Genomic DNA, 12,136 nt, shown 5'->3' with positions numbered 1-12,136 from the left:
TAAACTTTTTTATGAAGGCTACCAAGCGAAAGCGCGGTAGAAAAATCTGTGTCTATTTTCTTGACATAGTATCATTATTTTCATTAATAAAATTCAAAGCTCTATCTAAACCGTTTAAAATCATTTCAAAACACTTTCTTAGATCATCTATGTCCATATCACTGATAACATTTTCTTTTGCATGTTGGAATAGGACTGTAATTGGGCAAGTGTTGTTTTTTACCAAGAATAATTTCAAAAGCTGGTTTTAATGTGGCTAAAGGGACGGAAACCTCTGTGTTTTTTTGAATAAACAAATGATCGTATCCGACAAGCTCTAACTTATCTAGGAAAATATTCGCATATTATTTATAAAAATCCAATCTTTTTATTTGTAAACGAGTAAGCTTCATTTGGATTTCAGGAACTCGCCTTCCAGCTAGGTTCAATACATTAAACCATTCAATTTGTTCCTCACCGGATAAGTCCTGTGCAAAATTTAGTGTATAGAAGTAATTAAAAAATTTAGTAATGATTTGCCCCAATAAGGGCCCCTGCTTGAGGTTATTAATAAAGTAATTAGAATGGAAGGGCTAATTATTTATCTTCAATGTTAGAAATCGTTTTGAAAATTCTTGTGTACACGTCTTTTACATTTTTATCTGTTTGTTTATCGTTGTAGAGACCAAATCCCCAAAATTCTGTATTATCTCCGTTTTGATAATAACCTGTTGCATAATCTTGCGTATTTGAATCTGGAAATCCATCATATTCAATTTCTTCTTCAGTGAATGGTAAATAAGATTTTTCAGACTGAATGAAAAAGAAAGGAACACCAGAAGTTTTATAGATTTCAGCATATTGAGGCTGGGCTGCTTCTGATAAGAAATCCTTCATTATAATAATTCCGTCGTATTTGACTCTTAAATCCATTTTAGTTATTTCGTTTAAATCAATTTCTTCAAACTGTACATTTGTTTCTTCTACTTCGGGTGATTTACCCACAACACCGATTTTAAGCTCAGACATCATTTGACTATTCGGGGTCAATAATTGAGTAGTTTCTACATTGTTTGTGTCTGTAATATCACTTTTTAAATTTTGAATAATGAAATTACCAAAAACTATTGAAAAGGTCAAAACTAAGATGACTGATGCAATTTTGGGAAAATAGTCTCGTTTTTTGTACCGACCATGATTGATACTAGCATTATATAACCTTTTCTTATCATCAGTAGACAATTTTCCATACTTTAGAATAGTATCATCCAAACAATTTTTTAATTTCATTAATGTTTTGTCCATTAAACGTCTCCTCCCATAACTTTTCGTAGACGATCTTTCGCACGACGTAAACGGGTTTTTAAAGTTTCTTGTTTGACACCAGTTATCTCTTCAATCTCATGTAAGTTTAAGTCCTCATAGAAATAAAGAATGATGACCTCTCTATAGATAGGTGGCAAGGATAAAACGCTTTGGGATAGAAACATCGCATCTTCTTTTCCAATTAGACTTTCTTCTACTGAGCTAACTCGAATAGTATCCTTTTCTTTAAAAAATTCGAGTATAAACCCCAATTTATACCATTTACTCCTTGTATAATCTTTATATTTATTTATTGCGATTTTATATAGCCAAGTTTTATATGAGCTATCTTCCCGAAAATGCTTAAGACTCTTATAGCAAGAAATAAAGGTTTCCTGTGCTAAGTCGTCTGCAATTGTCCAATCTTGTACATAAGTAAATAATAATTTTTTAATGCTTTCTGCGTATAAATTAATAAGATTTTCCAGTAATTCTTCATCAGAGCTGTAATTTTCTCTGCGGATTGGCTGCATTTATCATACTCCTCCTAAATAACCTCTATCCTATAGACGATAAATAATAATAAAACGGTTCAAAAGAACAAAAAATATTAATCTACTAAAAATTCATAATATTTTAAATTATACTTGTTTTCCATTTTTTGATAGATTATAATAAAAGTAAATTTTTAGAAAGAAGGGATGTTTTTGACATTTAAGCAAATTTTTGTAACTCTTGTAGTCTTAGGTTCTATTTTTATGTTTTCACAAGGCGCTTTTGCAAATGAAGTGGAAAGTAATAGCGATGGAACTATTATTGGTGAAACAAATGTATTGAATCCAGATTCAAATACAGAAATTAGTGAAGTGCTAACTTTTGATGAATTGGTGAATGAAATTTCTATTAATGAAGGCATCACTAAATCGGAAGCAGCAAACCAAATTAAAGCAAGTTTTGCACCAAATCAATCAAAGTTTGGTAGTTCTCTTTCTGCAAGTTCATTGGACGCAGTAGTAACTGCAGCTACATATCGTACAATAAGTGCCCAATTTACGGTTAATTCTTTTTATAAACCTTCTTTAAGATTTTATGTTCAAACAAGTGAAGGAGGCGGTTATTGGGGGATTGTTAAAATCTTAAATGTCGGCATGAATAGAGATTATTATGGATACTCTAAACAATATAGTGGCACTGTATATTCTAACCTAGAAACTGCAGCAAGAATTTTTTGGATTGTAAATGGAGATTTCTATGATTACGGCACTACTACTTCCAATGGTGGAGTAGACATCGGGATTAAGCAATTCGCAACTGTAAAGTTTAGTGTATCTAAAGCAAATAATCACTACGCATATGTCTATAAAGAAGGAAGAGTTATTACACAGTGATAATAGCTGTATATAAAATGGTAAGAGCATGGGGTAAACAACACGTCTAACCGGGTTAAACTCTATAACTATACTATTGCAAAATCACTTAAAAAATTGGGGCTATACCTAAAAGGGGAAGCCCCTTTTATTATGGGATTAAAGTATTTCAGATTCTAGTGTTTTTTTGCCTTAACTTTAAGTTCCTTCAAGATATCTCGTTACAAAATGTAGCGTTTTCTAAACATTTTTTATTATGTCACAAATTTATTCTGAGTATTTCTCCTTCATTTTTAATAGGCGAATTCGACTTTTTTTGTTTATTAAAAAACTATATCAGAGTACTTAAAAGGGACTTTAAAAAGAGGGTGATCTTTTATATTCGGGAATACCGAGATTCACAAACTAAGTGGAATTGAATCGTGAAAATAAACCCAATTATTCTTTGTTTAATATATGTTTCCGGTTTCTAAATTTTGAACGTGAATAAACTCCCAAATAAAAAGACCGTCTATCTACGGCCTTGTAATTTTTTATAATTTTGTGACCTTTATTATAAACCAATACCACTTGCTGCATTATCCTCAAATAAATTTGCCTTTTTTATGTATCTTTGTAACGAATCACTTCGTTTATGCCTGGTCTGCCTCATAATTTGATGCTCTGGTTTTCCTGCCTTCGCAGCTGTACTACAAAATCCGCTTCTTAAGCTATGAGCTCCATATCTATCTGGGTTCAATCCTACTTTTTCGCAACAATCCTTTACAATCAACCGTACCGATTGAGGAGTTAACCTTCCCATAATATTCCCATGTCGATCAATACGTCGAAAAACCGGACCTTCAGAAATGCTGGATGTAGTCAACCAATCTTCATAACTACGAACGGGGCACGTAAGTGGGTTACTTCCGTATGGAAGTGCAATCTCTTGCCCCTCCCCTTTTTGATCCGTTTTACTTCTATTTAAATGAAGGATTAATCCATCGCGAGTAATTGAGATATCTTCGATATTTAACTGAACCAATTCACTTCTTCGTAAAGCTCCAGCCCATCCGATAACTAACATGAATCGATTCCGTACTCCGATTAGTTTGTTCTGGGGAATGGCCTGAACAACTTGCCTAAGTTCCTCAAGCCAAAGTGCATCCTTTCCTACTTCCTTAATTCCAATCTTTCGTTGAATTCCATCCCATACACCTTTCACAAGAGCCGTTTTGGTGGGGCTTGGATAACCAGCAGTTTCATGACGTTGAGAGATAGCAGCCATTTTCCTTTTAATGGAGGAAGCTTTAAATTTTCTTCCTAAAAATGTGATATAGTAAACGAGCGTTTCAGGATCTGCAGGTAGTTCCTGTAATCCGTTCTTCTCACACCAATTGGAAAATTGTTTCCAATCATTTTGATATGCTCTTTTTGTATTTTCAGATTTTGAATTGACTAAGTGATTTTTTGCTTCTTTCTGCAATTCTAAAATTTCAGTGGAAAGGGATGTTGTTTCCAACTTTTTCAATTCTAGAGTCATGGATTTTTCTTCCTTTCTAATTATTGATAATATGGTTTATCGATAGTTAGATTGCTAGTTTTATTGTACCTTATTCATGTTCGAAATGAATGTATGATTTTTTTAGATATTAATGAATCAGACGAAATTCTATGAAAAGTTTGAAAAAATGTATTTTTAAAAGTAAATTCATGCATTTACCAATCATTATCCATAATTGACATGGAAAAGTATCTTAATAGATTAGACCTTAATGATACAAACTTCAAAAACCTTGATATAGTAGATTTTATCCTTTTAATATTGTAAATTGTCAAAATCCTAGCGCTACACCTAACTGAAGCCAAATTCCTTAACGTATAGGTATTTGGCATTTTTCGTGTTGAATTTTGCTTAGTGTACAACATTTACAAAATGTTGGCGGTACACCTATTATGGAGAAAATATGCTAAAATATAGGAACAAACGTTCTGTTTTTGGTTGTTTTTTTCTTCCTTAAATCACTTTATAATCAGGAGGTGGTTTTATTGACTAAAAATTACAAAAGTTTAAGGGAATATAAGAACCAAAATGCTGAATTTTTATCCGAACCAATCGTAAAAAGTTTTTTGAACGAACCTGAAAATGCATTGCTTTTAGAACAATCTGTTGTTCAAGGTTCAGAGGAAGCTTCGTTAGAGTTGGACAAGCGTTTTTCTAAACACTTTTTCTTATACAGACTTATCAAATACATCTCTACCCTTTCTTATCATTATTCAAATGATTTTGATAAACAAAGAAGGGCACAAAAAAACCGGTTCCTCTTGCTCTTAGACAAGCCTATAAATAATGAAGAAAGCAATTCCACAAGTATGATGGAATATCTAATCAATAATCAAAACCAAACTTTTATACCTATAACTGAAAGCAATCCTTCTATTTTTGATTTAGTAGAAGACGATGTTCTATATAAAACCCTCAATAAATTAACTAAAAAAGAACTAGAAGTTTTAAAATTTACTATCATTGACCAAATGAAACAGATCGACGTATCCAAGCTTTACGGAGATACACCGCAAAACATAGGGAAAATAAAAAGAAAAGCCCTTTCAAAAATAATAACAGCATACAAAGAGGAGAATCATAGATGAAATATCAAAATATCGATGTGAAAGAAATTTTAGCTGAGGCGTTATTTATAATGACTCCGAAAATAAAGAAATCATTATTAAATACTCATAAAAATGAACGCGATGATTTAGAGCAAGAGATTAAATTAAAAGTTGTTGAAGCTGTTTATCTCGAAAAAATCGAAACCCCTCCAACGTTTAAAGATTTCTATAAAAATTTCAATAAAAATCGCACAGCGAGCTAACCTCTGGTTAGTTCGTTTTTCTTTGCTTGTGGTTGTTTATAACCCCTGTTTTTCACTTTAATTAAAAAGGAGGTGTTTTAAATGGATGTCCCCCAAATTGTCGGTATACTTGGAAATTTTGGCTTTCCAGTGGTTATTGCTCTTTATTTGTTAATGCGTTTTGAGAAAAAAATTGATAGTTTAACAGATTCAATTTCACAACTGCAACAATTCATGAACAAAAAATTATAATTTTTTTGCAAAATGGTTGTTTTCTTTCCTTTGTTCCCTCTTTATATAACATCAAGTCAAAACAAAACTGCGCAGGTTTTTACTTGGAGATTACTCTTTAATCAAAAAATTTTTAAAAAACAAGGAGATGTTTAATTTATGGCAAGTTATGTACGCTCAACAGAATATACAGCTCGAATCACAGGAACATTAGCACAGTTTCAAGAAATTTATGATGCCCAGTTCGCGGCTTACGACACTTTCCGTTCAAAACTTAGTTCTACTCTTGCACAAAACTTATTCAATCCAATCTCTGGAACTGCTCTGTCCATTCTTTTTGGTGCCTTAGGGGTAGCTAAGTTAAGTATCGGATATACATTGTGGGATATTATGGAACACATCGCTTCCTCTGAAAGAGGACGAAGAGCCGATGTCGTTTTTGGAGGAGCTCGAATATTAACATACGATATTTTACCTTTCTTAAGAAACAACAATTACAAAGCAGCCGAAATCGAATTTCTTTTTCTCGAAGATACAATGTCTGATGGCAAAAAAATTCGTTTTATCCAAGGTCCTTCTAGCGGAAGTATCAGCGGCACATATGTTGTTAAAAGAGTACAAACTGCAAGTGGTGTATGGATGACTCTATAAAAATAGGAAATCCCAAGTATACAACACACTTGGGATTTCCATTTCCTCCTAAATATGATATAAAAAAGTAATAGTATCCTAGAAAACAGGAGGAATTCACTTTGAAAAAAATCCTAATTGCATTACCACTCCTTATAGTTATTGTTGTCGCAATTTTCACCTTTATTCAAATCAACAATACTACCAATTACCAAGAGGCTATATCATTAATGTTAGACGAGGATGAAAAAGTAACTTCCATTGAAATCGATTGGCGAGTCAACAACGAGGATGAAGGTTATGTTCGTAAATCAGCTACAATTACAGATGAAAATGCAATCAATAGAATCTTAGAAGAGCCCTCCGAAATGAAACTCAAAAGAAAAAGTAAACTTCTACCTGGCACTGAATATAACCTGTTTTTAACTACAAACAAAGGTAATAAAGGTATTGTATTTGGTGATGGTAATGCTCAAATTGGAGACGAATTCTATAAAATTACTGGTGATAATTTATTAAAAGAAGTTATCGAAAATGAAGACCTAGAATGGAAAGAAAAATAATTTTAAATCAAAAAAGGAGCTTTCCTCAAAAGTCACATTTCAAAGACTTTTCGGACAGCCCTTTATTTCATTTATAAATAAATTATATGTATGTAAGAACAATCCAGAGATTAGATTAATTAAGTAAGCAATTAACTTATTCAAATACTTTTTGCCAAAAAGACTTATGAGGTTTATCAATTTTTTCCTTAATAAGCGGTGTTTGAATTAAATCATCTAACTTAACAAGTACTGACTCCACATTATTCCTAATAAAATTTGCATTAGGATCTTTAGAACATATACAAATTTCCGCATTCATCATCCTAAGAATATACACTTCCCCATAATCTATTAGGTTTACTTTATATTTAAAATGATGTTTTATGAAAAAATTCTGGACTATTTTCTCTATGGTTCCTAAAGATATCAAACCACAAATAAATATGACAAATACTAGTGCAAATGCAAAACTCCAGTTAGCAGTTTCTGCTGTTTTCTTATTTATAGTTAAGCTCCACAAAACATAAAGATCTCCTACAAGAAATGCAATTAATCCTGATAAGCCGAACAGTTTATAATAATACATTTTAATTTTCTGTTCATGAGTTAGGAATACTTGTTCCAGTTCAGACTTGGATAATAAAGCTTTTCCACTCACAACGATTCCTATTAAAAAAGTTACTACCGATAGTATTGCAGGTATACCCAAAATAACCCCTCTCTCCATTGCCAGTAAGAAAATATCTGCTACCCGTATCAAAAAATCTCTAATCTTTTTCTTTTATACTAATAGTTACCACTTGATCATTAATGTTTCTAACTTTGGGATTTAACCTCCCTGGCTTTAGGGTAGAAAGCATTTCTATATCTTTCTGTGATAGCTGCAAATCAATAATTAGCTGTTCTTCAGTCTTCAGTCCGTGTTCTAAAATCAATTCAATAGCTCTTGATAATAAAGTAGGGGAAGGTACTTTTAATACGTCGTCAAGAGGTTCTTTCTTCTTCATTTTCCGGAAAGCCATTTGTTTATTAAGATAAGTATATTGATTTTCACTAATATAGCCTAAGTCATAACATCTACGAATCATAGCTGCCATAGATACTTTCCAATACTTTTTTAAGTCTCTAAAATGTTCTAATTTAGGTGATACCACCATTTTTATAAATGCTTCTTTCGGCAATAAGAACGCAGAAGCAAAACGATCAGCTTGGGCCTCCATACGTTTAAATTCTTCTCTAGATAATTGCTCTTGATCATCAATTATGTGATGATGCATTAACAAGTGTCCTAGTTCATGGGCACAATCGAAATTTCTCCTTGCAGCAGATTTTTTATCATCTCCCAGAATGATAATCGTACGTTTCTCCCTAGTCTGACAAAACGCATCAATCTTATTGTCATTTATTTCAAGTGCGGTAACCACAATACCATTTTTCTCGAGCAAATTTACCATATTTGAAATAGGCTTATCTCCTAATCCCCAATAATTTCTTGTCAAAATTGCTAGTTCCTCTATCGTTAAAATGTCCCATTCGTTATCTTCAAACCTTGTTGTATCAGGAAGGTTTAACTTGGGAAAGTCAATAAATTGTTCTAAATAAGAATGAATCTTCGCAACCCATTTTACTCGAATTCGTTGCATTTCTTTTAGTTTTTGAGATGTTCTAGAAGAAGCTCTGAAAAACGTATTCCCAGTTGCTTCTTCTTCATCCTGACCGTAAAAGTAGACTTTAGGAAAATCCAAAGTATTAACCAAGTACATTAACGTTTCAGCTTTTGGGCTGGATTGACCTAATTCATACTGTGATATAGCCTGTTTTGTCACACCCACCTTTTCAGCTAATTCTGTAATTGTCATACCTCGTGACATCCTAGCCTCTTTTAATCGTTTAGGACTAAATATATTTAAAGAACTCATTTTTTCATAACTCCTTTTGACTTGCATTAACAAAAGGTTATTTAGCCTCATCCTCGCGCTTCTTTTTGAAAGGAAGTGGAATGTCCTCTTCATCTGTATCACTTTGAATATCAACTTTTAGTTTAACAGTAGGTTTTTGTACATCTTCTTTAAACGGTAATGCTGATACAGATGATTCCTCTTGTTGTGTCTCTGATGTAATAGTATGTATTGCTTCCACAATATCTAACTGGTAAATCCACATATCCTGATTGGAAGTTGTTGCACCTAATCGAACAAATTCAGGAGTTGCTCCATTTTTTCCGTTATACGTTAGGGTTAATGCTTTTGGTAACGATTTATCGAATGATATTTCGAATAATGTCTGCTGCGGATTTAATCGGTCATTCCCAATTGCTAAGTCAGCTCTATACTCACTCTCATTTGGAAGGTCACCTGCATTTTCAACAGAACTAATTGTCATCTTTATGTTTTCTTTTTCAAGTGTCAAAATAATGTATTGATAAGATCCGATAGATTCTATATCCCATCTAATTCCGAGTTCAGGATTTTCCTTTACAAGCTGAATAATTGCATTGTTTATACAAACAATTCTTACCCATGGGTGTGTAATCTTTGCTGTAGGATAATTAATGAACGGCCATTTACTTTGCTCTTTTTGATCATAAAAATCTTTCAAGCCATTTTTAATGCCATTAAAAAGCAACTCGTAAATCTTTTTATTTAATGAGAATTCTTTTTCTATAATGCTGTTCAAAGATTTCACTCTCCCACATTCCAATTTAATCCTGTATGTAAATTATTTTTACTTTTTTAGTTAATTTTGTCAAGTGTAGTTTCTTTTTTTAGATAAAATGTCAGTTTAATGAAATTCCAAATGAAAATGAATGTTGCACATATGTTAAAAAACGCTCTCCAGCTTGAAGAACGCTTTTTTCTAGGTTTATGAAAGGTTTTTACGGAATAAAGTAAAAAACCTGCAAACAGAGTTTTCGGGGCATTTACATAAATACAGAACGCAGCATATTCTACGCAAGTGCGTAATGTAATAATATTTTATGTTAGTTTAGACAAAAAACAAATATATACGAAAACAAACAGAAATAGAGGGAAAAATTATTGAACGTTCTTCAATTTATTCATAAGAAACTCTGATATCATTCCCATACTTTCAACAGCTGCCTTTGCTTCACCTTCCGTTAATGTTGGTAAAAATGGACGACCATGCCCCGTACCTTCCTTATTTCGTAACATGTTTACAGAACATCCTAACTCATATAAACTCGCCTCGAACCTTTGATGTGCTTTTCTGTTGGATTGATTATTGTTTTGTTTAGACGTGATTAATCCAAGAGCAGTAAACGTTTGTCCTAACAATGTAGGAAAGTTCGAAGTCTGAGGATAGTCCCCCCACAATTTAGTTAAAATAAAAGCTGATACAGCTTCCAAAAGGTCTTTTCCAGTTCCAGCTAATAAAGCCGCGTCTTCTGCCCCCTTTTTTGCTCTTCTAATGTAAGCCCTCAATGCATCTTCTTTTTCCAAATCAGATAAGTTATCTAGGACAAGGACTCGTAAATCTCCCTCTTTACTTAAATCAAATCCTTCCTCTTTAAAAGCTACTTGTGCATTTATAATCGCTTCTTTTCCAACATAATTTTTAGATGTTTCTCTGAATCCCCCTCTTGCTTTAATCAAGGAAATTAAGGATGCTACAAGCTTTTCTCCTGCTTCATGATCTGTTTCCATTGCCCAACTTAATACTGCTCTAATTCTTTTCGCTTTGCCTACTGTTAATCCCTGACTTCTTGGATCGCCTTTTTGCAAGTTATATCGATTTATTTGAAATTCAATTTCTGAATGACTTGGCTCTCTTGTTGGCTGTTGAGCATCATCTACTAGATCTGCAACAGTAAATACAATTTCATCCGTTAATGGTACCTTTTTTGTCACGATGGGGTTCCCCTTTTCTATTAAGAATTTGATTGGTTAGCTAGGACCCAAAAAACGTCTATCTTCATAGACGCATGATATTTTTTAGGATGCGTCAGCAAATCATACTTAAGTATTCCTGCTGAACAACGCAACGTTCCAATATTTACTCTAATTTATTCATACGAAATATTTTATCTGAATAAACCTGTCTTTATCGCTGATATGTATGTAGACCACCTTTAATCCTTTATTATAAACTATCTATATTTTTCAGAATACCTTCCGAACGTCTACCGGTTACCAAAAAAATGACTAATAGTCATTACTTAAGCAATGGAAAGAGAGTAAAGGAAGAGGGTCTAATGCTATAGAGGTTATAGTGGGAGGAACAATCCTAATCTCGTAACTTATCTAAAGGAAGTGCATTGAGAACCTTTCCTGTCTTAAATAGCCCTTTAAGGGCTTAAGTATTTCAAGATAAGAAAAAAGAGGACAAAAAAACCACCTCAGTAATAATGAGGTGGTTTCGTAAATTTAATTCGAGTCGGCGCAAAAGGCCTTTTCAAGTCGGCGTATAGCCTTTGAAATTCAAGTCGGCGCAAGGGCCTTGTTTTATTACTATCCTAATTATAAGAGATTATTCCTAAAAAAACAAGATTTTTTCTGGAATTACTGTTTTTTGGGTAAGTATGTGGAAAAAACTCAGCTATTTTGTGCACATTTTAATGATACCTTTATCCACTTTATCCATTTGAGTATCATTAAGTTTGAGAGGAACAAACTGCTTCGTTCCAGGGATACGATAATCACTTAAACGCTGTTTGCTTACTTCCTGAATTTTACTTACAACAGCGTAACAGTCCTTTGTTTCATTCGGGAATCCTTCAACCTCTCCTATTTCAATGTATAGATTTTCCTCATCATTTTTCCAACCACCTTCATCTGCATCTTTTACACTTGATAAAGGTACTACAACAGCGGTGTATTTAAATTCAGCTACCACTACACAGAAATGGGGATAATTGAACTCTGACCCCACATTCACTCCGAAATCGATATAATATACCTTTGATCGCCTTCGACGAGCCATTTCTTTGTCGGGTTTGCTGACATTATTCTTGAAGGAGTGGATGATTTTATTTTTTACACCCATTTCATGGAACCATTCTACCATTTTTTTTGCATACTCAGGATCCTTGTCGTAAAAGTACATTAGGTCCTGTTTTAACGCTGCAAATGCTGAATCAATTGTGTCAGAAAGCTTTTGTTTATCGCTTGCCAAGACTTTTCCTCCTTGTTTATGGTACACTCCGTTAGGTTTCTGTAGTAATTTAACTGATTTATTACCTCATTTAATACACTACATACTGGGGACTCTAAGTGCTTTACTTACT

General features: G+C 33.0%; 15 protein-coding genes. 6 read left to right on the top strand and 9 right to left on the bottom strand.

Translation table 11 applies throughout. The features are described from left to right. Nucleotides 1-344: 344 nt before the first annotated feature. From ACR65M_RS24740 to ACR65M_RS24730, 3 genes are read right to left on the bottom strand one after another with little or no spacing between them, the layout of a single operon-like run. Complete coding sequence (locus ACR65M_RS24740) at nt 345-524, bottom strand: hypothetical protein (protein WP_440274689.1); 180 nt, start codon at nt 522-524, stop codon at nt 345-347. Between the two features lie 52 nt (nt 525-576). Beyond that, nucleotides 577-1,284, bottom strand: a complete 708-nt coding sequence (locus ACR65M_RS24735; protein WP_440274688.1) for a hypothetical protein — start codon at nt 1,282-1,284, stop codon at nt 577-579. Then, the gene (locus ACR65M_RS24730) at nt 1,284-1,817 is read right to left on the bottom strand and encodes a sigma-70 family RNA polymerase sigma factor (RefSeq protein ID WP_440274687.1); all 534 of its coding nucleotides are present in this window, start codon (nt 1,815-1,817) and stop codon (nt 1,284-1,286) included. The genes ACR65M_RS24735 and ACR65M_RS24730 overlap by 1 nt, the downstream gene beginning before the upstream one ends. A gap of 174 nt (nt 1,818-1,991) precedes the next feature. Between ACR65M_RS24730 and ACR65M_RS24725 the strand changes: the two genes are divergently transcribed. Then, the gene (locus ACR65M_RS24725; protein WP_440274686.1) at nt 1,992-2,672 is read left to right on the top strand and encodes a hypothetical protein; all 681 of its coding nucleotides are present in this window, start codon (nt 1,992-1,994) and stop codon (nt 2,670-2,672) included. 532 nt (nt 2,673-3,204) lie between these two features. Here the strand turns inward: ACR65M_RS24725 and ACR65M_RS24720 are convergent. Then, nucleotides 3,205-4,173, bottom strand: coding sequence for a site-specific integrase (locus ACR65M_RS24720; RefSeq protein WP_440274685.1), 969 nt, complete (start codon nt 4,171-4,173; stop codon nt 3,205-3,207). 506 nt (nt 4,174-4,679) lie between these two features. Here ACR65M_RS24720 and ACR65M_RS24715 point away from each other — a divergent pair. From ACR65M_RS24715 to ACR65M_RS24695, 5 genes are all read left to right on the top strand, one after another. After that, nucleotides 4,680-5,282: a hypothetical protein gene (locus tag ACR65M_RS24715; protein WP_440274684.1), complete on the top strand. Its 603-nt coding sequence runs from the start codon at nt 4,680-4,682 to the stop codon at nt 5,280-5,282. Next, nucleotides 5,279-5,506: a hypothetical protein gene (locus tag ACR65M_RS24710; RefSeq protein ID WP_440274683.1), complete on the top strand. Its 228-nt coding sequence runs from the start codon at nt 5,279-5,281 to the stop codon at nt 5,504-5,506. The genes ACR65M_RS24715 and ACR65M_RS24710 overlap by 4 nt, the downstream gene beginning before the upstream one ends. Before the next feature lie 81 nt (nt 5,507-5,587). Then, nucleotides 5,588-5,737, top strand: a complete 150-nt coding sequence (locus tag ACR65M_RS24705; protein ID WP_440274682.1) for a YvrJ family protein — start codon at nt 5,588-5,590, stop codon at nt 5,735-5,737. Nucleotides 5,738-5,875: 138 nt separating this feature from the next. After that, nucleotides 5,876-6,367, top strand: coding sequence for a hypothetical protein (locus tag ACR65M_RS24700; protein ID WP_440274681.1), 492 nt, complete (start codon nt 5,876-5,878; stop codon nt 6,365-6,367). A 101-nt stretch (nt 6,368-6,468) separates the two neighbouring features. Next, nucleotides 6,469-6,909, top strand: coding sequence for a hypothetical protein (locus tag ACR65M_RS24695; protein ID WP_440274680.1), 441 nt, complete (start codon nt 6,469-6,471; stop codon nt 6,907-6,909). A 136-nt stretch (nt 6,910-7,045) separates the two neighbouring features. Here the strand turns inward: ACR65M_RS24695 and ACR65M_RS24690 are convergent, their stop codons facing one another. From ACR65M_RS24690 to ACR65M_RS24670, 5 genes are all read right to left on the bottom strand, one after another. After that, nucleotides 7,046-7,651, bottom strand: coding sequence for a hypothetical protein (locus tag ACR65M_RS24690; protein WP_440274679.1), 606 nt, complete (start codon nt 7,649-7,651; stop codon nt 7,046-7,048). A 7-nt stretch (nt 7,652-7,658) separates the two neighbouring features. Then, the gene (locus tag ACR65M_RS24685) at nt 7,659-8,810 is read right to left on the bottom strand and encodes a helix-turn-helix domain-containing protein (RefSeq protein WP_440274678.1); all 1,152 of its coding nucleotides are present in this window, start codon (nt 8,808-8,810) and stop codon (nt 7,659-7,661) included. Nucleotides 8,811-8,847: 37 nt separating this feature from the next. After that, nucleotides 8,848-9,567 carry a hypothetical protein gene (locus tag ACR65M_RS24680; protein WP_440274677.1) on the bottom strand — a complete coding sequence of 240 codons (720 nt, stop codon included), beginning with the start codon at nt 9,565-9,567 and terminating at the stop codon, nt 8,848-8,850. Nucleotides 9,568-9,926: 359 nt separating this feature from the next. Beyond that, nucleotides 9,927-10,760, bottom strand: a complete 834-nt coding sequence (locus tag ACR65M_RS24675; RefSeq protein WP_440274676.1) for an abortive infection family protein — start codon at nt 10,758-10,760, stop codon at nt 9,927-9,929. 688 nt (nt 10,761-11,448) lie between these two features. Beyond that, nucleotides 11,449-12,024: a type II toxin-antitoxin system PemK/MazF family toxin gene (locus tag ACR65M_RS24670; RefSeq protein ID WP_440274675.1), complete on the bottom strand. Its 576-nt coding sequence runs from the start codon at nt 12,022-12,024 to the stop codon at nt 11,449-11,451. Nucleotides 12,025-12,136: the final 112 nt, after the last annotated feature.

It is taken from the genome of Ferdinandcohnia sp. SAFN-114 (assembly GCF_059415045.1).
The sequence above is the reverse complement of the archived record's forward strand: the minus strand, read 5'-3'. Positions and strand labels throughout refer to the sequence as shown.

Coding starts and splice junctions, on each gene's coding strand:
- ACR65M_RS24735 (WP_440274688.1), bottom strand. CDS start 1,284: ATGGACAAAACATTAATGAAATTAAAAAATTGTTTGGATGATACTATT.
- ACR65M_RS24730 (WP_440274687.1), bottom strand. CDS start 1,817: ATGCAGCCAATCCGCAGAGAAAATTACAGCTCTGATGAAGAATTACTG.
- ACR65M_RS24720 (WP_440274685.1), bottom strand. CDS start 4,173: ATGACTCTAGAATTGAAAAAGTTGGAAACAACATCCCTTTCCACTGAA.
- ACR65M_RS24710 (WP_440274683.1), top strand. CDS start 5,279: ATGAAATATCAAAATATCGATGTGAAAGAAATTTTAGCTGAGGCGTTA.
- ACR65M_RS24705 (WP_440274682.1), top strand. CDS start 5,588: ATGGATGTCCCCCAAATTGTCGGTATACTTGGAAATTTTGGCTTTCCA.
- ACR65M_RS24700 (WP_440274681.1), top strand. CDS start 5,876: ATGGCAAGTTATGTACGCTCAACAGAATATACAGCTCGAATCACAGGA.
- ACR65M_RS24685 (WP_440274678.1), bottom strand. CDS start 8,810: ATGAGTTCTTTAAATATATTTAGTCCTAAACGATTAAAAGAGGCTAGG.